The sequence below is a fragment of the Microcoleus sp. A003_D6 genome, assembly GCF_036702825.1.
In the GTDB taxonomy this organism is placed as follows: domain Bacteria; phylum Cyanobacteriota; class Cyanobacteriia; order Cyanobacteriales; family Microcoleaceae; genus Microcoleus.
The window spans coordinates 1-23,618 of sequence record NZ_JAUBWA010000092.1; the positions used below are offsets into that span (position 1 = coordinate 1).

The 23,618-nt window shown below is 46.5% G+C and carries 23 protein-coding genes; 8 read left to right on the forward strand and 15 right to left on the reverse strand.

The genetic code is table 11. From position 1 onward, the window contains the following. The first annotated feature begins 217 nt into the window (after nucleotides 1-217). The gene (locus QUB70_RS22690) at nucleotides 218-481 is read left to right on the forward strand and encodes a type II toxin-antitoxin system Phd/YefM family antitoxin (RefSeq protein ID WP_332983589.1); all 264 of its coding nucleotides are present in this window, start codon (nucleotides 218-220) and stop codon (nucleotides 479-481) included. Then, entirely contained in the window at nucleotides 478-804 is a 327-nt protein-coding gene (locus tag QUB70_RS22695; RefSeq protein ID WP_332983590.1) for a type II toxin-antitoxin system RelE family toxin, read from the forward strand. Before QUB70_RS22690 ends, QUB70_RS22695 begins: the two co-directional genes overlap by 4 nt. A gap of 66 nt (nucleotides 805-870) precedes the next feature. On the opposite strand, the gene crtH is transcribed toward QUB70_RS22695, so the two are convergent. Together crtH and QUB70_RS22705 are read right to left on the reverse strand one after the other, a co-directional pair. Continuing rightward, the gene (gene crtH / locus QUB70_RS22700) at nucleotides 871-2,415 is read right to left on the reverse strand and encodes a carotenoid isomerase (RefSeq protein WP_332983591.1); all 1,545 of its coding nucleotides are present in this window, start codon (nucleotides 2,413-2,415) and stop codon (nucleotides 871-873) included. Nucleotides 2,416-2,766: 351 nt separating this feature from the next. After that, nucleotides 2,767-3,075, reverse strand: a complete 309-nt coding sequence (locus QUB70_RS22705) for a hypothetical protein (RefSeq protein ID WP_332983592.1) — start codon at nucleotides 3,073-3,075, stop codon at nucleotides 2,767-2,769. A 59-nt stretch (nucleotides 3,076-3,134) separates the two neighbouring features. Here QUB70_RS22705 and upp point away from each other — a divergent pair, with 59 nt between their 5' ends. The 3 genes from upp (at nucleotide 3,135) to QUB70_RS22720 (ending at nucleotide 4,872) form a co-directional block, all read left to right on the forward strand. After that, the gene (upp, locus tag QUB70_RS22710; protein WP_332983593.1) at nucleotides 3,135-3,785 is read left to right on the forward strand and encodes a uracil phosphoribosyltransferase; all 651 of its coding nucleotides are present in this window, start codon (nucleotides 3,135-3,137) and stop codon (nucleotides 3,783-3,785) included. A gap of 225 nt (nucleotides 3,786-4,010) precedes the next feature. After that, nucleotides 4,011-4,478 carry a TMEM165/GDT1 family protein gene (locus QUB70_RS22715; RefSeq protein ID WP_332983594.1) on the forward strand — a complete coding sequence of 156 codons (468 nt, stop codon included), beginning with the start codon at nucleotides 4,011-4,013 and terminating at the stop codon, nucleotides 4,476-4,478. A 91-nt stretch (nucleotides 4,479-4,569) separates the two neighbouring features. Beyond that, nucleotides 4,570-4,872, forward strand: a complete 303-nt coding sequence (locus QUB70_RS22720; RefSeq protein ID WP_332983595.1) for a TMEM165/GDT1 family protein — start codon at nucleotides 4,570-4,572, stop codon at nucleotides 4,870-4,872. A gap of 153 nt (nucleotides 4,873-5,025) precedes the next feature. Here QUB70_RS22720 and QUB70_RS22725 read toward each other — a convergent pair whose 3' ends face one another. Next, the gene (locus tag QUB70_RS22725) at nucleotides 5,026-5,532 is read right to left on the reverse strand and encodes a hypothetical protein (protein ID WP_332983596.1); all 507 of its coding nucleotides are present in this window, start codon (nucleotides 5,530-5,532) and stop codon (nucleotides 5,026-5,028) included. 321 nt (nucleotides 5,533-5,853) lie between these two features. On the opposite strand from QUB70_RS22725, the gene QUB70_RS22730 reads away from it, so the two are divergent. Beyond that, nucleotides 5,854-7,116: an MFS transporter gene (locus QUB70_RS22730; protein ID WP_332983597.1), complete on the forward strand. Its 1,263-nt coding sequence runs from the start codon at nucleotides 5,854-5,856 to the stop codon at nucleotides 7,114-7,116. A 133-nt stretch (nucleotides 7,117-7,249) separates the two neighbouring features. Here QUB70_RS22730 and hisIE read toward each other — a convergent pair whose 3' ends face one another. Next, nucleotides 7,250-7,900: a bifunctional phosphoribosyl-AMP cyclohydrolase/phosphoribosyl-ATP diphosphatase HisIE gene (hisIE, locus tag QUB70_RS22735; RefSeq protein ID WP_332983598.1), complete on the reverse strand. Its 651-nt coding sequence runs from the start codon at nucleotides 7,898-7,900 to the stop codon at nucleotides 7,250-7,252. Between the two features lie 329 nt (nucleotides 7,901-8,229). Here hisIE and hemL point away from each other — a divergent pair, with 329 nt between their 5' ends. After that, complete coding sequence (hemL, locus tag QUB70_RS22740) at nucleotides 8,230-9,528, forward strand: glutamate-1-semialdehyde 2,1-aminomutase (protein ID WP_332983613.1); 1,299 nt, start codon at nucleotides 8,230-8,232, stop codon at nucleotides 9,526-9,528. Between the two features lie 299 nt (nucleotides 9,529-9,827). On the opposite strand, the gene QUB70_RS22745 is transcribed toward hemL, so the two are convergent. The 10 genes from QUB70_RS22745 to QUB70_RS22790 form a co-directional block, all read right to left on the reverse strand. Next, nucleotides 9,828-10,886, reverse strand: a complete 1,059-nt coding sequence (locus QUB70_RS22745; RefSeq protein ID WP_332983599.1) for a tetratricopeptide repeat protein — start codon at nucleotides 10,884-10,886, stop codon at nucleotides 9,828-9,830. A gap of 436 nt (nucleotides 10,887-11,322) precedes the next feature. Next, nucleotides 11,323-12,333, reverse strand: coding sequence for a ComEC/Rec2 family competence protein (locus QUB70_RS22750; RefSeq protein WP_332983600.1), 1,011 nt, complete (start codon nucleotides 12,331-12,333; stop codon nucleotides 11,323-11,325). Beyond that, complete coding sequence (locus tag QUB70_RS22755) at nucleotides 12,317-13,012, reverse strand: hypothetical protein (RefSeq protein WP_332983601.1); 696 nt, start codon at nucleotides 13,010-13,012, stop codon at nucleotides 12,317-12,319. Before QUB70_RS22755 ends, QUB70_RS22750 begins: the two co-directional genes overlap by 17 nt. A gap of 5 nt (nucleotides 13,013-13,017) precedes the next feature. Beyond that, entirely contained in the window at nucleotides 13,018-15,075 is a 2,058-nt protein-coding gene (locus QUB70_RS22760; protein ID WP_332983602.1) for an ATP-binding protein, read from the reverse strand. A 144-nt stretch (nucleotides 15,076-15,219) separates the two neighbouring features. After that, entirely contained in the window at nucleotides 15,220-15,993 is a 774-nt protein-coding gene (locus QUB70_RS22765) for a carbon dioxide-concentrating mechanism protein CcmK (RefSeq protein ID WP_332983603.1), read from the reverse strand. A gap of 205 nt (nucleotides 15,994-16,198) precedes the next feature. Further along, the gene (locus QUB70_RS22770) at nucleotides 16,199-16,867 is read right to left on the reverse strand and encodes a carbon dioxide concentrating mechanism protein (RefSeq protein WP_332983605.1); all 669 of its coding nucleotides are present in this window, start codon (nucleotides 16,865-16,867) and stop codon (nucleotides 16,199-16,201) included. 206 nt (nucleotides 16,868-17,073) lie between these two features. Continuing rightward, nucleotides 17,074-18,726 (reverse strand): ribulose bisphosphate carboxylase small subunit, encoded by a 1,653-nt coding sequence (locus QUB70_RS22775; protein ID WP_332983606.1) that lies wholly within the window; start codon nucleotides 18,724-18,726, stop codon nucleotides 17,074-17,076. Nucleotides 18,727-18,939: 213 nt separating this feature from the next. Continuing rightward, entirely contained in the window at nucleotides 18,940-19,245 is a 306-nt protein-coding gene (locus QUB70_RS22780) for a EutN/CcmL family microcompartment protein (protein WP_172186882.1), read from the reverse strand. A 341-nt stretch (nucleotides 19,246-19,586) separates the two neighbouring features. After that, a complete protein-coding gene (locus QUB70_RS22785) occupies nucleotides 19,587-19,928 on the reverse strand; it encodes a carbon dioxide-concentrating mechanism protein CcmK (RefSeq protein ID WP_006635058.1) in 342 nt (113 codons plus the stop codon). Between the two features lie 96 nt (nucleotides 19,929-20,024). Beyond that, entirely contained in the window at nucleotides 20,025-20,336 is a 312-nt protein-coding gene (locus QUB70_RS22790) for a carbon dioxide-concentrating mechanism protein CcmK (protein WP_006635059.1), read from the reverse strand. A gap of 622 nt (nucleotides 20,337-20,958) precedes the next feature. Here QUB70_RS22790 and QUB70_RS22795 point away from each other — a divergent pair. Then, a complete protein-coding gene (locus QUB70_RS22795) occupies nucleotides 20,959-22,833 on the forward strand; it encodes an NAD(P)H-quinone oxidoreductase subunit F (RefSeq protein ID WP_332983607.1) in 1,875 nt (624 codons plus the stop codon). Between the two features lie 135 nt (nucleotides 22,834-22,968). On the opposite strand, the gene QUB70_RS22800 is transcribed toward QUB70_RS22795, so the two are convergent. Then, nucleotides 22,969-23,592, reverse strand: coding sequence for a Uma2 family endonuclease (locus QUB70_RS22800; protein ID WP_332983608.1), 624 nt, complete (start codon nucleotides 23,590-23,592; stop codon nucleotides 22,969-22,971). Between the last annotated feature and the right edge of the window lie 26 nt (nucleotides 23,593-23,618).

The following is a 23,618-nucleotide window of genomic DNA, read 5'->3' on the forward strand; positions in this document are numbered from 1 at the left end:
TATCAGAGATAGAGCTTTTTTAATGGTACGCGGGGACTCCGCGAAACCTGGTACTATGTACCTAAACGCCCAAAAGACATCACCGCGCTCACGCGAGCAAACGCGGTGAGTTTGGGAACCTGAGTAATCAGGATATTAAGGTTGGAAAATCTTAAGAATCTCAGTCGCTGTCTTCGCTGAGAGTGTCAAAATCTTAATAAAGTTGTAGAATACAGCCATGTCTAAACGACTTACGATTGCCCAAGCACAGCAGCAGCTTCCCAACCTACTTCAAGAACTCACTGATGGGCCGATCGCGATCGCTCAAGATGGTGTTCCCGTTATGGTAGTAATCAGCTACAACCATTTGACTGAACTCCTCGAAACCTTGGATATTCTCACCGATATTGAATTCGTTACCAAACTTCGCCAAAGCATCACCCAAGCCGGCGAAGGCAAAACCGTTTCCTGGGAAAATGCTAAAGCCAAACTGGGACTATGAAAGGCGAAGCAAATTTAATCGAATACGACATCCAACTTACGCCGTTGGCACTAGAAATGTTGGCGGAAGTCAAAGATAGACGAGAACAGGAGAAACTGCGCGATCGCATCGATAAACTCAAAATTGAACCAGAGAAGCAAGGCAAAGCGCTTGTTGATAACTTATCGGGATTTCGCAGTATCCGAGCCGTTGGACAGCGCTATCGCATTGTTTACAAAGTTGAGCAAGATCGAGTTATGGTTGTTGTTGTAGGACTCGGTAGACGTAAAGATGGTGACAAAAAAGACATTTACTCCATCCTAGAAAAACTGTTAGATATATAACAGAATTACCTCCCAATCCATAAGTCCTGAGTTAGAAATGGGGCAACCTGTGTTGCCACACTCCTCCTAAAAACCCAAATCCACCGCAATTCTGTGCGCGCAAGCAAACCCCGAAAACGCCACCGCATTTAAACCCTGTCCGGGAAACGTACTGTCGCCCACACAATACAAACCAGGCATAGAAGTTCGATTAAACGGCATACCCAGCAAACCCATTAACTTCTGTCGCGGAATCGGCCCGTAAGTTCCGTCTTCGCGCCCCAAAAAACGGCGGTGAGAACGCGCTGTCCCCACTTCCATATAATCCAAACCGGCATCTAAACCGGGAAAAATCTTTTCTAATCTTTCAATAATTCTACCTCCCGCCTCTTCCTTTTTATCCTCGTATTCCTGCTGCGAAAGTCCTTCCCACTCTTCCATCCAACTCGACGTAAAAGCGTGAACGATGTGATATCCGGAGGGAGCTAAATCCGGGTCTAGCACTGTCGGAACTGACACCAAAACAGTTCCCTCCGCCGCTTCCATTTTGTCCCAATCTTCTAACAAAATGTGGTGGCAGGCTGTACCGGCAGGGATGACGTTTGCTTCGACTCCCAAATGCAAACTCAAGAAACTGGGGGCTTTTTGATAGCGCTGCTGCCATTTTTTCTCGCTAGCGGGCATTTCTTCTGCGGGCAGCAATTTCTCGAAAGTATCCCACCGCGTGGCGTTAGAAACTATCCTATGAGCCCGGTAAACTTCGCCGGTTGCTAATTCGACTCCGACAGCGCGGCCGTTTTCTGTGATAATTTTTTTCGCCTTAGCTTTGTATTGAATTTTCCCGCCGCATTTTTCTAATCCTTCTACTAATTTCTGGGCAATTTGACCGACTCCGCCTTTGGGATAATTTATGCCGCCGTAATGTCTGTCGGAAAATACCATTCCGGCGTTAATCATCGGCGTCAAGTCTGCGGGTACTACAGACCAGTAGTAGCATTCCATGTCGATAAATTTCAGCAGCGTAGGGTCTTTTATGTAGCGCCGCGCAATGTCGCCCGTATTTTGAGGCAGATATTTTACTAATCCCAAACAGGCTAAAGGATTTTGAAAAAAGACTCGAACCAGATATCCGGGTTCTTCTAGGGATAGCAATTCCATCCCGTTGAGGCAGTTGAAGACGTTCCAGCATTCGCCGTAAAATTTGTGGATTCCTTCGCGTTCGTGAGGGAACCTATCAGCTAATTCTTGCAAGTATTTCTCATAAGGCTGGGGAACTTCTAGATCCAAGCCGTCGGGTAAGTGATAGTGAAGCTGTACGGGGTCGGGAATAGTTTCTAGGGTGACGTTGACGGCTTTCAGGGCGCGGGTGAGGAGGTTGGTGGTGCCGCGCTGTCCGAAGCCAAAAATCATGGAGGCCCCGACATCAAATCTGTAGCCTTCTCGATCGAAATATCCAGCGCTACCCCCAGGAATCGTGTAGCTTTCGAGTACCAAAACTTTGGCTTTCTTAGCGGCTAGCTGGGTGGCTGTCACGAGTCCGCCAATGCCGGAACCGATGACAATTACATCAAACTTTTGCTCTGTCGGGCGGGAGTTGGGAGAAAATAACTGGGATTGGGTAGGAGCTGACATTAGGTTAAAAATCTTAATATTTCTATAATATTACAGTCGATCGCTCCCCAAGCAAGAAGTTCGGCAACGAGCAATGTACGCGATGTAACGGATGGAAGGAAGAAGGAATATTTTCCCAATTCTCCCCCTCTCTCTCTCCCCCTCTCCCCCTCTCCCCCTCTCCGATGCCCCATGCCCCTGTTTCGCCAAAAAAATGCGGGAACAGTCTACCATTGCCGACTGCCCCCGTCTGCCGATCCTTTGAGAGGAGAACACTAAAAACTACTATAGGGTTATTGCTAATTAATGTCAATACTATTGGAAAAATATTTCAATAAGCTCTCGGAGGTCGATCGGCGAAGGGGTTCTAACTCACCGAAGAGCAGCATTCTCAAGAACAGGCAAGATGCCTGTTCCACAAAGAGTGAGTTTTCTTGTGGGGAGTAGGGGTTGGGCATCCTGCCCGCCCGTGAAAGGCTTATTAATAATGGTGCAAGATGTCAGTTCTAACCGACGGCTGTGCTTGTGGCAATAGTCCGGCAGTCGGGCGGGGGTTTGAACCGCAGCGGCAATCTTGAAAATGGTGCTCTTCGGTCGATTCTCACTCTCTGGCTTGTATGCGCCCTCAATGATGTGATAAGTTGCACAGAGCGATCGATCGCCCGTTGGCGAAGCTTGCAAAAGACGATCGACCGCACCGCATAAAATCCCTCAAACCTAGCAATCTTCCCAATTTTATAATGTCCCTGCAACTGCGCGTTTACGTTCCCCCGCATCCGTTAATTAAACACTGGCTGGCTGTTGCCCGCGACGCCGCCACCCCCTCGGTACTTTTTCGTTCTGCGATGACAGAATTGGGAAGGTGGCTGGCTTACGAGGCAATTAGAGATTGGCTGCCGACAGTGGAAACCACAGTGCAGACGCCTTTGGCAGAATGTCCGGCGACTTTTATCAACCCGGAAGCTCCGCTAGTTGTGATACCGATTTTGCGGGCGGGTTTGGCACTGCTGGAAGGAATTCAGACGGTTGTGCCGCTGGCGTCGGTTTACCACCTCGGCATGGCAAGAAATGAGGAGACGCTGGAACCGACTTGTTATTTGAACAAAATGCCGGCGCAGTTTAACCCCCAAACGCGGGTGATAATTAGCGAGCCGATGCTGGCGACTGGCGGCACGATTGTGGCGACAATGCAGGAATTGACTGCACGGGGAATTGACCCAAACTTGATTCGGATTATCTCTGTGGTAGCTGCCAAGCCAGCTTTGCAGAGGCTGAGTGCAGAGTACCCGAGTTTGAATATTTACACGGCAACGATCGACGAAACACTCAACGAACAGGGTTTTATTGTACCTGGTTTGGGTGATGCGGGCGATCGAACTTACGGTACATGAAGCGAGTCAGTCAGTCAATTTTAGATTTTAGATTTTAGATTTTAGATTGACTCGGCAGATAACTGTGGGGCTTGTATCCCTTTTGGGGTGAGATGAGTTGTTTCAGGAATCATTTGCTGAAATCTCCGGCGAAAAAGATGACCCTGGTTTGGTAAAAGCAGGCACAGAGAAAGTTAGAATCAAAAGTACAAGTCAAAAATAAATAGCGTTTAGCACTCATTGCCCGTGAAACTTGATTCTGTACCGCCAAGCTTGTCTGCTTCTGACTCAGTAAACCCTAATTACGATTTGCCACAACAGGTACAAATACAAATAAAAGAGGCTTCAGAGATTTGTGCTGCTTTAACCCCAAAGCCGGCTGAACTTTCAGTGAGTGCAAATCCCGATATTTGTCAGGAAGAAAAGAAACTGAAGTCGAAGCACTGGGCAATTTTTGCCTCGACTTTTGCAACTATTTTTTTGGCTGAAATTGGAGACAAAACTCAGCTCGCGATTTTGCTGATGACGGCTGAATCTCGGAATCCTTGGATTGTGTTTGCCGGTGCGGGTTCGGCTTTGATAGCAACCAGTTTGCTGGGAGTTTTGCTGGGAAGGTGGCTGGCTAGTCGGATTGCTGCGAGAACTTTGGAGAGAGCAGCAGGAGGGATTTTGCTGGCGATTTCGGCGGTTCTGCTGTGGGAAGTGCTGGGTTAATTGTTAGCAATACTGATGAAATTAAGCACTTTATATGGGTAAGGTGCGCAGTGCGCACCCTACAGATACTGAACTGATAACTGAAAAAAATATGGACTGGCAACTTTTGGGAATAGCTTTTATTACAGTGTTTTTGTCAGAATTAGGAGACAAAAGTCAATTAGCTGCGATCGCCCTGGGCAGCAGTTGCAACTCGCCGCGGGCTGTATTTTTCGGCACGGCATCGGCGCTGCTGCTGGCGACTTTTATCGGCGTTTTAGTTGGCCAAGGCACGGCAGAGGTATTGCCGGAGCGACTGGTAAAGGCGATCGCAGCGATCGGATTTGCGGTGATGGGCTTGCGCCTGCTGTGGCCAAAATCTGAATTATCTGATGTGTCAGAAGAATCCGAATAAGAGGAAACGGCAGTGTCGTTTCCCTACCGCAATTCATTAGACCTCTTGCAAAAATCCTTTTAATCAAATTCTGGAACGGGCTCTCCGGCCCATTCCACAAGAAAAAAAATTTTGTGGGATGGGCATCTTGCCCGTCCTAATTTTTATGGTTGATTAAACTTGGTTTTGGTAGCACCAGCCGAGCAGCGTAGCGCCCACAGCCAACTTCAACGCTTCCAAGCCAAAATAGCCTTGGTGCAGTAGATTCATCCCGGCGGGCACTTCTGCTGCGTCAGCGAACAGATTTAGCTGCATTCCCAAGGCGCTCATTTGAGGTGTCAGAGCGTAGGTGTCAATCACGGCGATCGCCAGAAGTACCAATGATAATAAGATTGCTGTGCGGCTGCGCTTCCCGAAGTCACCGAGTAAATTGCTCAAAACCATCAAACCCGTTGCCACCAAGCCCGAACAAATTAACTCAACGCGGTTGAATCCCCAGAACATCAAATTTCCGGCTGTTGCAAACTCGGGAGATGTCATCATGCCCGATACAAAGAAGCTGGGCATAATTACTAGATCGATAATCACGCTACCGCTGAGCCAGAAAATTAAGGCTACCATGACAATTGCTTGCCAGCGGGGTCTGATTGATTCCACTCTCGATGTAGTAATAGCTGTCATATAATTAGACCCTCTAAATTTTTTTCTGCCTTTTCTAGAGCTTAACTAACTTTTTCCTCAAATCGTGTTAAGTATTTTTAAATTAACGGTAAATTTTGTGTAACAGACCCTGAAGAATTGTTAAGCTAACTTATGTTTTTTATCACCTCCGTTAACTAATACTAATTCGGAAAAAGTAGGGAATAAATTAATAATTACTCACAGGACTTACGCACTGCGACCAAAGACATCGGTTTTTGACCGCGATTAAAAGCTATAACGTATGTTCATAAAAAAAAACCGGGTTTCTGCGTCCACGACTAACTCCTAATTTAAGTGTATATGCCTAAACTTCAATTATCATCTTGGTTGCCCCATCTCCCGCCTCAAGTCTGGATTCTTGCCGCCGGCAGATTACTCTCCCAAAGCGGCACCGGTTTTACTTTATTTTACGCGCCGATCTTTTTTGTCGATCGCGTCGGTTTATCTGCAACTGCTGTTGGCATCGGTTTGGGTAGCGGTTCAATTTCGGGAATATTGGGGCGCGTTTTGGGCGGTTCTTTTTGCGATTCCAAATTTTGGGGAAGGCGGCGAACTTTATTGCTGGCGGCAATTATTTCTGCTGTGGCTTCTTTTGTACTGGCGGCGACTAATGATTTTGCTGGTTTAGTTGCGGGCAATTTACTGATGGGTTTGGGTGTGGGTTTGTATTGGCCTCCAACCGAGACGATGGTGGCGGATTTAACCGAGGGCGAACAGCGACAGGAAGCTTTTGCTTTGACGCGACTAGCTGATAATTTAGGTTTGCAAGTTGGGATTATTTTGGGGGGTTTATTGATTGAGGTAACGGGTAATTATCGATCGCTCTTTATTATTGATGGTATCTCGTTTTTAGTGCTGTTTGCGGTAGTTGCGATCGCGATCGCCGAAACCTACAAACCAGCTAATTCAGCGGATAGAGACAAACAAAATCTGAAAAATGGCTGGATGGTGGCGCTGAGCGATCGAAGTCTTCTAGTCTATGCTTTAGTAAATACTCTTTTCACTCTATACATTTCCCAAATCCAAACCACGATGCCGCTGTACTTTAGCAAGTTTGTGCAGGTGGGGACATCGGGAACGGGTTTTTCAACAGGTACAATTACCGTTTTGTTTGCTTTTAGCACGTTTTTAACTGTGGCTTTGCAACTGCCGGTTGTTAAAGCTTTGAGGCCATTTTCCCATCCTAAAGCTTTGATGATTTCTGCGCTGCTGTGGGGAATGGGATTTATCGCGATCGGCTTGACGGGAATGGCTGCAACTGGCAATCTATTTTTAGCTGTTTTAGGCTTGAGCTTTTTGTCGGTTGCGACTGTTGCTTATACGCCTTTTGCTTCGGCTTTGGTGGTGGATTTAGCGCCGGAGTCTTTGCGCGGCGTGTATTTGGCGGTTAATTCTCAGTGTTGGGCGATCGGGTATTTAATCGGGCCGCCGCTGGGCGGTTTGGCTTTGGATCGGGGTAAATGGGCGGCGGATAATTTTTGGTTGGGTTTGGCTGTTAGTGTGATTGCGGCTGTGGTTATTTTGCAAAAGCTCGATCGAATGTTAAAAAATAGCAGTCATTAGTTATTAGTCATTAGTCATTAGTCATTAGTCAGCAGTCATTAGTCAGCAGTCATTAGTCTTTTGTTAATGCTACCAATGCCCAATGCCCAATGCCCCATGCCCCATGCCCCATGCCCAATAACCAATAACTAATTTATTTTCGCCGATCGCCCAATTTGCGGTAAACCGCCCTCAAATCAACTTGATGGTGAGCCAAAGCAACCAAAGCGTGATAAAATAAGTCCGCAACCTCTCCAGCGATCGCCTCTTTGTCGTCATCTTTGCAAGCCATCACAACTTCCGCCGATTCTTCGCCAATTTTCTTGAGAATCTTGTTGTCGCCGCCCGCCAACAATTTGCAAGTATAAGAAGTTTCGTTCGGGTTGTCGCGCCGATCGCAAATTACCTCAAATAATTGAGATAACATATCCCCGGGCGGCGGTACAATTTCTCCGTCAACTTGGTGAAAACAGCTTCTTTCGCCCGTGTGACAAGCAATATCTCCGACTTGTTCCACTGTCACCAACAACGCATCGCTGTCGCAGTCGTAACGCAGCCCTTTGACATTTTGAACGTGTCCCGAAGTCGCGCCTTTGGGCCACAATTCGGAACGAGAACGACTCCAAAACCAAGTTTGGCCGGTTTCCAGGGTTTTTTGCAGCGACTCCCGGCTCATCCATGCCATCATCAACACAGTACCGTCTAAGTAATCTTGGACGATCGCCGGCACTAAACCGCGATCGTCGTAACGGATCTTTTCAATTGGGATCGATCGGCTCAAACTAGACACATCACTAGCAGACATAATTTTATTTCAACTATGTAATATACATTAACGCTTTCCTGCCGGATTTTTTTTTATTAACCGCAGAGAACGCAGAGGACGCAGAGGAAGAGAAGAGAGGAGATTGAGGAAGTGATGGACAAATTGTCAAGAACTATTTTACAAAAAATTACACTTTAGGGCTAGGAGTGCTAGTGCGACAAAGCCTAAAAAACCCAAGCTAGTATTGCTACTCATTGGTTTGTACCATAAAATCTACTAGAATAGTTTCTTTGAATAGACCTAACCTTTATGCTGAACTGGCTATAAAATTATTCTACCAACAACAGACATTCACTAAGGAGAAAACATTGGTTTCCACAACCTTGAAAACCACCAAATCAGAAGAAATTTTTGCCGCCGCCCAGAAGTTGATGCCCGGTGGCGTCAGTTCCCCCGTCCGCGCCTTCAAATCTGTAGGCGGACAGCCCATCGTCTTTGACAGGGTAAAAGGAGCCTACATTTGGGATGTTGACGAAAACCAATACATTGACTACGTAGGCACTTGGGGCCCGGCCATCTGCGGCCACGCCCACCCGGAAGTCATCAAAGCCCTGCACGAATCTTTAGAAAAAGGTACGAGTTTCGGAGCACCTTCGCTGTTGGAAAACGTGCTCGCCGAAATGGTCATCGATGCCGTTCCCAGCATTGAAATGGTGCGATTTGTCAATTCTGGCACCGAAGCCTGTATGGCCGTTTTGCGGCTGATGCGAGCTTTCACCGGGCGCGACAAACTGATTAAATTTGAAGGCTGCTATCACGGACACGCCGATATGTTCCTGGTGAAAGCAGGTTCCGGCGTCGCAACTCTAGGTCTTCCCGACTCCCCGGGCGTCCCGAAATCCACTACTGCCAATACCCTCAACGCTCCCTACAATGACTTAGAAGCAGTCAAAGCTTTATTTGCCGAAAATCCCGGCGAGATAGCAGGCGTAATTCTCGAACCAGTGGTGGGGAATGCCGGTTTTATTACCCCGGATGCAGGTTTTCTCGAAGGTTTGCGGGAAATTACTAAAGATAACGGTGCTTTGTTGGTGTTTGATGAAGTAATGACCGGTTTCCGTATCGCCTACGGCGGAGCTCAGCAAAGATTCGGTGTCACCCCGGATTTAACAACTTTGGGTAAAGTTATCGGCGGCGGTTTGCCGGTGGGAGCTTACGGCGGACGGCGCGATATTATGGGGATGGTGGCTCCTGCTGGGCCGATGTATCAAGCGGGTACGCTTTCGGGAAATCCTTTGGCGATGACTGCTGGGATTAAGACTTTGGAATTGCTGCAAAAACCCGGCACTTACGAACAGTTGGATAAGATTACCAAAAAACTGTCCGACGGATTGCTAAAAATTGCTAAGGAAGCCGGACACGCTGTTTGTGGCGGGCAAATTAGCGGGATGTTTGGCTTGTTTTTTGCGGCCGGCCCGGTTCACAATTACGATGATGCGAAGAAGTCGGATTTGACGAAGTTCAGCCGCTTTCACCGGGGAATGTTGGAGCACGGTATTTATCTGGCTCCTTCGCAGTTTGAGGCGGGATTTACTTCTTTGGCTCATACTGAGGAAGATGTCGATCGAACTTTGGCCGCTGCTCGCGAAGTGATGGCCAGTATTTAAGACTTTTTAGTCAGGAATACAAGTCTTTAACTCAGAGATCAAAAATTAAAGTCCTGACTGTTTTTTGCAGTCAGGACTTTAACGTAGGGGGCGAGAAACCGGGTTTCTACGAGATTTTCTGCTTAGTAACGAGAAATCTAGGAAGAAACCCGGTTTCTGAGCTCCTATTTTTTGCCATTACTTACTTACTTAATAACTAATGACTACTGACTACTGACTAATGACTACTGACTACTGACTACTGACTACTGACTAATGACTACTGACTACTGACTACTGACTGCTGACTGCTGACTAATTCACTCATTGAGAAACTCACCTTCACAGATAATCGAGTCTCTGTTCTCCAAATCTTCTTGACTCCAGATTGAGTTTAATGCTGCCGAACTTAAGGAAGTTGAAATTGTATTGTTTAATGTGGTGTTGTAGTATTCTGCCGCATTATTAAGTTCCACCTGCGGCGCTTCCTTGAAGTAGGAATTAATATCAGGCGTGCACCGCTGGGCTTGGTAGTATAAATAAGATTCAGCATTAATGCACATTACGTGGTAAAAATCCTTATTTGCCGCTGGAACATCTCCGAGTTTATAAAGCGCTAAACCCCGGTTGAGGTAAGCTTTAACATAGTTCGGATCGAGTTCCACTGCTTTGTCAAAGTCTTCAATTGCAAGCTGCATTTGTTTTAATTTATAGCGAACGCAACCTCTGTTATAGTACGCATAAACATTGTTTGGATCGATGCCGAGTGCAGTGTTGTAATCGGCGATCGCCTGCGTATTGTCTCCTAATTGGTGGTAAGAAAGACCGCGATTTATGTAAGCTTTGATATATCTAGGATTCAACCGCAGCGTTTCGTTAAAGTTCTCCGTTGCTGCCTCTTTTTCTCCCAAAAGGTAGTAAGCGCGACCCCGGTTGTAATAGGTTTTATAATTGTGGGAATTGATAGATATAGCTCGATTGTAGTCTTCAATTGCTTCTTCGTAATTTCCTAAATTAGCAAGTACGAGTCCCCGGTTGTTGTAGATAGCGTGGCTGTCAGGCTTGCTTGCTAAAGCGCGGTTGAGATCGTCAATGGCTTTTTCGTGTTCTCCGAGATGTCGCCAAGCATTGCCTCGATTCAAGTATGCCTCGAACAAATTAGGATTGATATCTAATGCTTGACTGAGGTCGGCGATCGCTTTTTGGTAGTCTTTCATGTAATAGTAAACCAAGCCGCGATTGTTATAGGCTTGGGCATCGGCGGGATTGACTTGCAGTATCCGATCGAAGTCTTCGATCGCCGCTTTGTAGTTTCCTTTTTTTGCGCTGTGCAAACCGCGTTTGGAAAAATGTTTGAGGTTCAATTGTTTGAGGTTCATAGGTCAACTTTCAGGATTGCTTGATTCTGGGAATTGATTCCTTTGCACTCAGTGTTGAGTTCGACAGGCGTTAATTTGTTGAAAGAGCATCCACCTGCACCCACAGTAACTCTTGATTTATTCCAGGAAATCTACCCGAAACAGGATTTTAGATTTATCTTAACAGCAGTTTGATGCTCTTGAGACACTCAGCACTCTCGGCTTGATTTACTTCCCGAGTTCGACGGCGTGTCATCTCAAGTTGTACTCAAAAGCCTAATTTTAGTTGCCATCCTGTGTTCTGTCCTGCGGGTGCGAGCGGCTGGCGACCAGGTATCAATTATTGCACGCACTTTCTCAGTGTAAACTTTATATCTTTTGGCTAAACTAAGCCTGAGTATTTCCCGCAGTACCCCTTTATAAACTAGAGAGGAGGAGAGAAAATAACGATCGGCTCTTATGACTCGGTTCTAACTGAAAAACGCCGACATACTGGATTATAAACTCGATAGTCGATAAATTCTTTGTGTGCAGCAATATCGGCAGCATAATTCGTTTGGTTGCCTGCAATCTTGATTGACACGGTTCCTCCACAACAACTGTTGCTTGTGCGCCCCCTAGCAGGCAGAGTGTTTAAGTGTCTAGGATCTAAATCAGGAACACTACCTGCACATTTGTTTGATAGTTGAGTACATAAAATATGAGCCATTGGCACAGAAGAAACTACACCTTCTACTATCTCCTCGCGGGGGTTGTCAAATCGCCCCCGACCCATCGAGAATACTACTAGATTTGGTTTGACTAAATCGCACAACTGCTGAGCAAATGCTTTGCCATCTGCACCGCCCGGTCTACCTCCATGATGTGGAAAAACCAAGATGTCAGCTTTCAATTCACTTCTTTCCTTTAGAAGTTCGTCTAATCCAACTTGGTCAATATCAGCACCTAATATAGCCACTCTATGAGTATTGTGAACGAGACCAATAACAGCCGATGTCGAGTTTGGATTCAACCGACGCTCGTCCACAGTTCTACCTACCCCACCAACCAGAGCTAATTGAGGAGTTGGGGCAAGAATTTCTACCATAACTTGACCCACATTCAACTGACCTGTTTTTGTTGTTGTCAGTTCACTTGAAAGTACTGTACCAAAACGTTGTTGTGCATCTGTTAAAGCAGTAATTAAGTCCTTCCAAATTTCAGTTTTCCTCAGTAAATCAGGGTTTAAATGTACATTATTAATTTTTATTGTTTCATTTGAAAGTAGGTTAATTATCCCTGCAATGTGGTCAGCATCAGCATGGGAAATTAAAATGTGTGAAATTTCTTGAATACATAGATTTTCCAGTGTTTCTATCAAGGTAACGCCATGGGCACAGTCAATAATTATTACGCCATTTGTATCTCGGAGAATAGCACAATTTCCATGACCAACATCTAAGATTATAAGTTCAGGTAAGCTCATCATTATCATCTAGCTCAGGTGCTAACTGGAATTTCTCAAAATAAAGATCCTCAGATTTATCAGCTCCTATATTAACATGAGCAAATAAACGGACACCTCGTTTTAGTGCGTGCTGTCGAATTTCTTCGGGAATAAGCACAGCCGGAAAACGAACAGCCTCATGGGGATTCCAACCAGGAACTATTGCATCTAGAACATCTTCCCCAGATTCTTTATCAGTATTGGTGATTCTTACTAGGGTTCTATGAGGTTTTCTGTTACTAGGGACTTGACCCCTAAGTTCTAAAACACAGTTTTCAATTCCTTGTTTTATAGTCGCAGCATTGGCTTCATCCCGACTCAAAAGCACGGGAATTTTGCGTCGCGACTTTCTAATAGAGACATTAGCATCTATTGCAGTGTACTGAGTGATGAGAATAGATGGAATTTTTAGATCGTACAATGCTGCCACTAATGTCGATCCAGAAAAATTAGTCCGCCCATAATTAGCCAAGCGATTGTCGCACAAGGCACCTTGAGCATTTTTCGCAATATACGATGCAAGTAGATTGACTTCACCGAAAGAGCCATCTAGTATTATAGGTTTAAAACCAGCAGCTTCTACATCCCATCTAGTTGATTCAGCTAAGTCTTTTTCATCATCAACTATTGCTATTGTATCGAGTAACATTGGTGGAGTCATCACAGTTAATTTCCAGAAAGCGGTAATTCTACAGCAAACTCGGCTCCTCCCAATTCGCCATTTGCGAGCGCGCGTACTTTCCCTCTCATATCTTTAACAGAATCTTTGACAATTGTCAAGCCAAAACCTGTACCACCAGGTGTAGTCGTGATACCGGGCAACCAAATTTCATCTAGTTCAATATCCTTGATTCCCAAACCATTATCTAAGACTTTTAGCCGGACGTTATTCCCTAAAATTTCAGTTCTGATAATTATTTGCCGTCCTTGATTGCGTGCGCCCTCAACCTGGAAAGCATTGATAGTATTTGTCAGCAGATTTGTCAGAATGGCTTCTACCAGAGCAATGCTGCCCCTGATGTGGGGTATTTGATTAACTTTTTCTGTTTTTATGTCTATTTTAGATTCTTTAAAAAAAGGTTGGAACAGTTCAACTGTATCGTCAATAACACTGTGGACATCTACTACACCAGAGCGACGCTTTTCTCGTTTTAATAAATGCAGCGGAAAATTAGCAAAACGCTTCCAAGAACTACTGACTCGATAAAGCATTTCTACAGGTTCTTTCAGAGACTTTATATATGCCTCGTCACTCAGTAGTTGTTTTCCTTTACTTTCTATTCTCTTAGCTATTTTCTCGATCAGAGTGACAGGTTTACTAGATTCGTGAGCAAAAACTGCTGCCGTTGTTCCCGCTGTTGCCAAACTGCGATAGAGCTGAAGGTCATCGCGCAATGCTTTTATTTCTCGCTCTTTTGCCGTTTCATACTCTTTAACTACATTCCGCACGATCGCCCGATTTTCTTGCGGTACTGCTTCTTCGATCGCTTTTTCAAGACGTATTTTGACATCCTGAACATCTTGACTAGATTCTTGCTTGATGTCCTCTCGTTTCTTTTCTGTTTCTTTCAACCGCTCTTTAGCTATCCATTCCAACACATCGATAGCAAAGCGTCTCAGCTCTAAAAAAGCTTCATTCTCAATGAAACCGAGCCGATCGGTTTTTTGAATTAGGGAGTCATCAGGATCGATCGCAATTACCCTACCAATAACCGTGCTTGTAGAAGGACGCACTTCAGGGTTCCTAGCCCGTGCTAAATTTATATTGAGCCAATCATCAGCGCGATCGCCGTAAGGCTTGACCCGCAAACCTCGGTGGTAAAGATGAACACCTCCTACCTCAGTCAGCCAACTTCTGACTTCTGCGGAAGAAACTTTTTTGGCTGAGAAATTTTGAGGATTTAGCAGAAAAACCCACATCTCAAATTCCGCTGGAACACTTCTGTATGGTTCTTTAGAGGGATTTCGAGAAATATTTTCATGATCGGCGCTAAAAATTAAGTCTCCCTTCCAATCTAACAACGTCGCTTCAGCAGTTCCCTTCGCATTCAAACTAGCTTTTAAGTGATATTCAGCCGCCTCAAAGTAAGCCTCATTTACTTTTTTTTCTAGGTCAGAAAATCCCGGAGCTATCAGCCGAGGACGGAAAGCGACACTGTTATCAAATGGATCGGCTAAAAGTAAAAGTTCTCTTGCCAGTCTTTTAATCTCAAGTCTTTCCAACTTAACTTTTAAGTGGTGAATTATAATATCAGTTCCTTGACTTTTTTCAGTAGGATTTTTTTGAGCATCAAAATAGACATCTTCTACGACATCAGCGCCTTCAAAAATATCCCAGTTAATTATGAGACTGTACTCAACTCCCGGCTCATTTTTAGGTCGGGTTTTTAGGTTAACTTGAGAACCTTGCCGCAAAGCAGCTAGCCTGCCTAATCCTTTATCGCCAACAGGTAAACGTCCCAGCAGTGTTGGCTCGCGGGCTGCTTTTTTTGAGCGACCCAGTACCAACCATCCCTCACTAATGGCATCGGTATCCATACCAGTGCCGTTATCTGAAATAATTATGGAACCACCTGTATGGTTAGTATTGATAAGCTCTACCGTGCATTTTGTAGCATCAGCATCATAAGCATTCTTAACTAACTCGATAATACCTTGATCCGGGTTAGGAATCAGTTCCTCCCCCAGACGGTTGAGGATGCTTGGTGAAAACTTAAAGTGCATGATATTGTCCGCTATTTAATATCACCAAGAGTTGCAAACAATGTCATGATTTGTTCAGAAACTCTATATGTATAATACCACAAGCACCTTACTAGCTCTATGCAGTAACATACAGCCCAACGATTACCAATTAACGATTACCAATTACCGATTGACTTCCTCTTCCACATAAACAGTCAATTTCTCCAAATCTGGAAGTTCGATCAATTCTTGTTCCTTTTCCTTAACCGAGACGGGCATCATCACAGGTTTACGGTGCTCGATCCAGCAACTCGCCAGCGGTAAAGTTTGTTCCAAATCTTCCAAAGGCCTCGGAATTACCATCACCGCGTTCAACTCGCCAATGCGCTCAGCTTCGTACATCCCCGCTTCTACCGCTACTGCTACATCTGCAACTGCACCGCGAATAATTGCCGTGCACAAACCGGCGCCAATTTTCTCGTAGGCGGCCAAGTGTACGTCTGCGGATTTGAGCATAGCATCGCAAGCGCCGACCATTGCCGGAAATCCCCGCGTTTCGAGCAAACCGATCGCCTGATTGCTCAGCCGAGAATAACTGCCGCTTTCGGAAAGTTCAGTCAGCCGAAAGCCGATCGGCAAAACCACTTCCAAATTAGCCAAAGGTCTAGCAATCACCAACTTAGAAACAAACTGCCCGAACTGTTCGGCAGTCTGAGCTCCAGCTTCCACAGCCAAACGCACATCCGAAATTCTGCCCCGGACGATCGCCGTACAGTGACCGGAACCAATTTTTTCGTATCCTACCAAAATCACCCCTGCCGACTTCAGCATCATGTCAGCAGTCCCGACAATTGCCGGAAAACTCTTGGTCGATACCAAGCCCAAAGCAGTGTCTTTGAAGTATTCCTGGCGCTGCGATCGCTCTTCGTGACTGTTACGATCCGTTTGTCCGTCCATCTTCTCTTACCTTTAGAAACTTCCCAAAATAAAAATTTGTTGATAGTTTATAGTTTCTCAGATGAGAAGACAGACTGCACGAGCTACAAGACACTGATTGCTGCTGCAAGGCCTGACAAATTGCTGAGCTACCAATAATATGAGATTACCTATTTATATTTGATCGTTCTGCCTTCAGCATAGCTGGCTTTTGGCGAAATGACGGCTACCCGGAACCGCCCGATAGAGTTTGACCGTTTTCCTCCGATCGATTAAAAGCTTGTCGGTGCGGAAACAGCGTTCCCAACAGCCGATTGATGTGAGCTTGGCCGTACAGAATAGTTGGCGTTTCCCCAGGTTGGGGGGGTTGCTCTGCGCTGGATTCTGGCACTGCTTCGGGAGTCTCCGGCGCCGTTTGAGGCTGTGTTTCGGGGGGTTCTGGCGGCTCGATCGGTCGATCGACTGGTGGCGTAGTGGCTTCGGGGGTTTCTGGTGATGTTGGCGCTGCTGTTGGCGCTGCTGCGGTTGCTTCTGCGGCGGCTTGGCGGCTGCTATCTCCGATGAGAGAACCGGCTGGCAAAATTTGCATTTGAGCGATACAAGGATCGATCAGCGTCGTCCCGGCGCCTATGCAGGCATTTGCCCCGATCGTCCCCGCACCTACCACCAGCACCCCTGCACCCAGAATAACGCCTGCCCCGATGTCCAGATTACCTTCACGGGCGTGAATGATAACTCCCATACCGATACAGGCACCGGGGGCGATCGATATCCGGCTACCCGGATCTGCTTGCAGGATGACTCCTGGGGCGATCGCCGCACCCTCATTCACAACTACATCGCCACTCATCCAAATCTGAGAGTTGCTACTTAATTGCAGTGGCGATAGATACATTCAACTTAACCATTTTAGATTTATGATTTTAGATTTTACGCCGATACTTTCCACTGTAATATTGATAGATAAAATGCCTAATTCTGAGCAATAGTTATCGATCGAACTATTTAACCATCTCAAATCCAACTTCACTCCGAAGAGCGGATCTCCCGTCAGCCCAGCGCGAGGGCTTAACGGGAGAAACAAGCTAATTACCTAGCTTCTTAAGGTCGTTGGATAATCTCTTCGAGTACCCGGCGCTTGGCTTTGGAGTCGATGCCGAGCAAGCGGACGTACTCGCCGCTGTGTTCTTTGAGACAGCTTTCGAGGGCAGAAATCACTTCGGATTCGCGGTTGGATGCGATCGACGCGCAACTGCTCCAAGAACCGGTGCGGAAACGGCGCGCGTCGGCGTGTTCCGTGCCAATTTTGTAGCCTTGGGAAAGCAGGTTGCGGATTTGGTCGATCGTCTTGCCGGTCAAACTTCCGCTGCTCGCCGAACCAGTCGAAGCTGCTTTGTATCCCGATGTTGCCGCCGGCTTAGATGTTGCAGCCGGCTTAGCCGATTGAGCAACCGGGCCGTCGGGACGCTGAATAATTTCTTCAACTATGCGTCGCTTAGCTTTCGGGTCAATCCCGATCAAGCGCACGTACTCGCCCGGGTACTCGTTCATTACAGCTTCCAAAGCGGCGATCGCCTCAGATTCGTTTCTGACTTGCAGCGAAGCCCCGCTTTGCCAAGAACTGGTGCGGAAGCGGCGCGCGTCGGCGTGTTCCGTGCCAATTTTGTAGCCTTGAGCTAGCAAGCCGCGAACCTGAGCCACTGTTTCGGCACTCAATTTCCCGCTTGACACGGAACCGCTATTGTGGTTGGAAGCTTGTGCAACTTTACCGTTAAATTTGTGAGTTGTCGCGCCGTTAGAACCGTTAGAGCCGTTGTCTCCGGGTCTTTGGACGATTTCTTCTAGTACGCGGCGCTTGGCTTTGGTGTCAATCCCGATCAAGCGGACGTATTCTCCTTGGTGTTGGGCCATGCAAGCTGACAAAGCCGCGATCACTTCTGAGTCGCGGGTTGAGGAAATCGGGCCGCAAGTGCGCCAAGAACCGGTACGGAAGCGGCGCGCGTCGGCGTGTTCGGCTCCCACGCTGTATCCTTGGGCTAGTAAATTGCGGATGCTATCGGCAAGAGTTGGACTCAATTGGGTGCCGGCATGGGTAGAATATTTGGTTTGAGTCATATTTGGGTTTTTAGTTTGCTCGTTGCGAATTGGTGCTAGACAGGCGATGTTCTCAGCGCAGCGATAACCCGTTCTCAGAGCGTCATTGATGCCGATGACATGGGTCGCAAATTGAACGTCAGAATCTAGAACGTCAGGCAAGCGATCGGCTTGCTTCTGATTAGTGATGATGGCTCCCGAAGGTACGTACTTACCGGGGGGAATCTCCACATCTTTAATTAGTACGTGCATCATGACTATGCAGCCGTTGCCCACTCTGGCATTGAACACCGTAGAGCGAAAGCCGATAAAGCACTCGTCGCCCACGTAGGCCGGGCCGTGAATTAAACTCATGTGGGTGAGGGAAGTATTTTTCCCCACCCACACAGAATAGGACTTGCTGTCGTCTCCTGTGACTCGACCTTGTTCTAGGCCGTGAATCACTACTCCGTCTTGAATGTTGCTTCCTTCTCCGATATAAAAAGGAGTGCCTTCATCGGCGCGGATAGATGTCCCGGGGGCAATCATCACATTAGAACCGATCTGCACGTCCCCAATAATGTTAGAAAAGGAATGTACGAAGGCGGTATCGTGAATTTTTGGCTCAGCCAAGTTTTTCGACCAAGGCGTCGGGGGAGCCGCAAGGTTGCGGACTGCCATAAATTAAGTTCTCCTAAGCTGAAAATTTTTTTTGTTAGTTGTTAGTTGTTAGTTGTTCACTATTAGTTGTTCACTGTTAGCTGTTCACTTTTCACTGTCAACTGTTCACTGTTAGCTGTTCACTGCCAACTGCCAACTGCCAACTGCCAACTGCCAACTGCCAACTGCCAACTGTCAACTGCCAACTGTCAACTGCCAACTGTCAACTGTCAACTAGCGGTACGGGTCGTCTTTTTTACTGTAAATGAGGCGGTTTTCTACATTGACAGTATCTATAATGCCTACTACCAGAGCATCGATCGGACGGTTTTCGCTCCCGGGCGCGATCCGGGCTGCGCTGCCTCGGGTCACTAAAACCCATTCATCGATACCAGCGCCCACACAGTCAGCGGCTACCTCATAGCCGGGAACTGGGGAACCTTCCTCATCGATGAATTGCAGCAGTAGAAATTTCGATCCTCTCAGCGTCGGCTCTTTTTGGGTACTGACAACTGTGCCGAGAACTTTGGCCATTTGCATTTTAGGTAATAGGTAATAGGTAATAGGTAATTGGTAATTGTCATTTTCACACTGTCACTTGTCTTTTTTATTAGCTTTGCTCAGTCCGCTGTCGGCAGTTGAGAGTTAGTCGTCTAGTTACTAATGACTAATGACTAATGACTAATGACTAATGACTAATGACTAATGACTAATGACTAATGACTAATGACTAATAACCAATATCCCATGCCCACCTCAATTAAAAATTAAAAATGCTAAATCAAAAACATCGCGCTTTTTAATTTTTAATTTTTAATTTTTAATTACCAAACGCCCCTAACAGCCGTGAAGCGAAGCTATCCCGTAGGGAATCGCTACTCTTACGATCTGTTGAGGGGGCGAATGCCGCTCACGCCTTCGCGGAACTGTTCTACAGCTTCGGTGTAGCGAATCGGCAGCACGTACTCCAAGTTTTCGTGAGGGCGAGCGATAATGTGGGTGGACATCACTTGTCCGCCGTTAACCCGCTTCACCGACTCTACTCCAGCGGCGACAGAAGCTTGCACTTCCGAGACATCTCCTCTTACAATGACCGTAACCCGAGCGCTACCGATTTTTTCGTAGCCTACCAAGGTGACGCGGGCTGCTTTGACCATCGCGTCAGCAGCTTCTACCACTGCGGGGAAGCCTAGGGTTTCGATCATGCCAACTGCAATTGCCATTGGTTTTACTCCTAATTGAATATTTGGGGAACTAAACAGTTAATTTTGGACGATCGCACAAATTTTCTTTTAAGGAAATTTTTGTGCGCTAAGAAATTAGTAGCCTCGGAACTGTTCTACTGCTTCTGTATATCGAATCGGCAGAACGTATTCTAGGTTTTCGTGGGGACGAGCGATGATGTGGGTAGATACGACTTCTCCGCCGTTCACCCGCTTGACAGATTCCACTCCTGCTGCTACTGAGGCTTGGACTTCCGACACGTTGCCGCGCACAATTACGGTGACGCGGGCGCTGCCGATTTTTTCATAGCCCACGAGGGTAACGCGAGCAGCTTTGACCATAGCGTCGGCAGCTTCCACAACAGCGGGAAAACCTTTTGTCTCAATCATTCCCACGGCAATTGACATTTTTGAATCTCCTTGAGGATTAGTGAAATTACCGTTACAAATCTTTGAGAAATCTAAAAATTTGGACGGGGAGGCCCACATTATTTAGTAATGCAGTGTAAAGCTTCCTATACTTTAAGAATAGGCGAAGCTGTCCACCTTGACAATATAAACTAACATCATAATGTTTAATAACAAAAATTAAAATTTTTTATGTTACTTAAAATAATTTAATATTTATTTAATAAACTTAATATTGAGAGGAGTAGATACCAGGGGCGATCGGGGAGTGGAGTAAGTAAAAATACCTTTAAAGTACAGTTCGGTAAGTAAAGGCGGCGCTTCTGAGTGTCGCGAAACTTGGGGATTTCAAAAAGGGGATCGCGGGGAAACGGGCAAAAAGGCAGTGTCGGCCGTTCTGCGGGCGTTTTTTTCTTTGAGTGCCGAGTCTGAAAACTAGCGTTTTTTTGTATTGAGATAATTCTCATTATTGATGCTTTAATGTATAGTTAATTTTGGATGCAAATTATTTTGCCAGAACTGTACGATCGAGTTTAGTCAAAGTTTTAGGGTATCGCGCGATCGCACGGGACTGCTTTTGTATAAAGGCAGCCGGTAATTTGAATTTTAAGGGATAAATTAAATGACTGAATTTCTCCTCCAAACCTGTTGGTGGGTGCCTTTATATGGCTTAATTGGCGCAATATTAACTTTGCCGTGGTCTACGGGAACCGTTCGCAGAACAGGCCCGAGACCGGCGGCTTACTTCAATTTGCTGATGAGCGTGTTGGCTTTCATACACGGGTCAGTTATTTTTACAGCGACTTGGGATCGACCGCCCCAACAGTTGCTCGTGCACTGGGTGCAAGCAGCAGATTTAGATTTGTCTTTTGCAATAGAAATCTCCACCATCAGCGTCGGAGCAATGGAGTTAGTTACAGTTCTAAGTTTGCTAGCGCAAATTTACGCTCTCGGCTACATGGAAAAAGACTGGGCGCTAGCTCGATTTTTTGGGCTGCTCGGTTTTTTTGAAGCGGCAATTAGCGGCATTGCCATTAGCGACTCGCTGCTTCTAACTTACGCTTTGTTGGAAATGCTGACGCTTTCAACTTATTTGCTAGTCGGGTTTTGGTACGCTCAACCGCTGGTAGTAACAGCGGCTCGCGATGCGTTTTTAACAAAGCGTGTAGGAGACGTGCCGCTGCTGATGGGAGTAGTGACGCTTTCAACTTTAGCGGGAAGTTTGAATTTTTCCGATTTGGAAAAATGGGCGGAAACTGCAACTTTGTCTCCTGTAGTGGCGACTCTTTTAGGTTTGGCTTTAATTGCCGCACCTACAGCCAAGTGCGCTCAATTTCCGTTCCATTTGTGGCTCGACGAGGCGATGGAAGGGCCCAACCCAGCTTCGATTATGCGGAATACAGTTGTTGTGGGCGGTGGGGCATATGTTTTGATCAAACTTCAGCCTGTTTTAGCGCTGTCGCCGATCGCAGATGGGGTGCTGGTGGTTTTGGGTGCGGTGACTGCTGTTGGGGCTTCCTTGGTGGCGATCGCCCAAATCGACCTCAAAAGAGCACTATCGCATTCTACCAGCGCTTCTTTGGGTTTAGTGTTTATCGCCGTGGGGCTCAATCAAGTTGACATTGCTTTGCTGCTGCTGTTCGCGCACTCGATCGCCAAGGGCCTATTATTCATGAGCGCAGGGTCAATTATTACGACAACTAACACTCAAGATTTAACAGAAATGGGTGGGTTGTGGTCGAAGATGCCTGCCACGACTACGGCTTATTTAGTAGGCGCTGCGGGGATGGTAGCGCTATTGCCTACGGGCAACTTTTGGGTGATGCGGCGCTGGCTCAACGGTTTTTGGACGGTGCCTTTGTGGTTGGTAATTGTGTTGCTTTTGGTTAACGGTTTGACAGCGCTAAATTTAACTCGCATATTCGGTTTAGTCTTTGTGGGAAAACCGCAGCCGAAAACTCGCAGAGCTCCAGAAGTTGGTTGGCCGATGGCTTTGCCGATGGTAATTTTGACGGTGATGGGGCTGTTGGTGCCTTGGATGTTGCAGGAGTGGCAATTGTTAATTAGTTGGACTGGGCCTTGGGCGGAAACGGGGGATTTTGATGCTTTAAACTTGCTGTTGAAGACGCTGAGTACACCGCTGTTGCTGTTATCTGGCTTGATCGGCGTTGCGGTTGGGGTAGCGATTTATTGGTACGGGGTTTTACCTCGACCGGTACGGCTGCCAATTCCGGCGGTACAGGATTTGTTTGCTTACGATTTTTATATCGATCGAGTTTACCGCTTGACTGTCGTTTGGGCTGTAGCTTCTATTTCTAAAATCAGCGCTTGGACTGACAAGTATGTGGTGGACGGGGCGGTGAATTTGTTCGGTTTTGCCACAATTTTCAGCGGTGAAGGGTTGAAGTACAGCGGCACCGGTCAGTCGCAGTTTTATGTGTTGACTATTGTGGGGGGGGTTGCGGTGTTGCTGGCGTTGATTATTTGGCAGTTTTAAACCGCAGTGGTTGGCAGATAAATTTATGCTGGGTTTGTCTGCTTTCGATCTAATTTTATTCAATTTTAAACCGCAGATGAACGCAGATGAACGCAGATGATTTTATTCTGGGTTGGTCTGCTTTTTTATCTAATTTTACTCAAACTCGATCGGCCACAATTCGGCTACCGGAACTTCCCAACCGGGCAAAACTTCGGGAATTGAAATCGTGTCGCCATCTCTCAATACAACTGGCTCGGCTGTCGGAGTGTAAATTGTTACTGTGCGATCGTCCGGGTCGATTAATATTCCTACTTTGGCTCCGAGTTCGATAAATGATAAAATTTTTTCTCGCAGGGGTTTGACGCGATCAAACTGAGATTTGATTTCTCCAACTAAGTCGGGAACGAGTTCGGCAAAATACCTTTTACTTTGTTTGAGGCGCGAGGCTGTCACAAACGAAACATCGGGTGTTCTCAGATCGGAATTGGGGAGGATAAACCCGCCGCTAGATTCAAATACTCGTCCGAGTTTGCGAGGTTTGACCCAGTTTAGTAAAAGACTGCCAAACTCTGCTCCTATTTCGCTCGATACAATGTCTGATGGGCCCATAAGGATAATCTTCCCGTCTACGAGTTCTAATTGGTAGTCTAGATGTGCTTGGCAGAGTATACCTTGCACTTGTTCCAAGTCGGCAACTGTTAGGCGGGTGGAAGGATAGGTCGATCGAATTTGCAAATCTTCCCGGTCTGCGAGACTTTCTGTAAGACTTGAGGTCATGAGACGGTTCCAAATACATCTGAAGC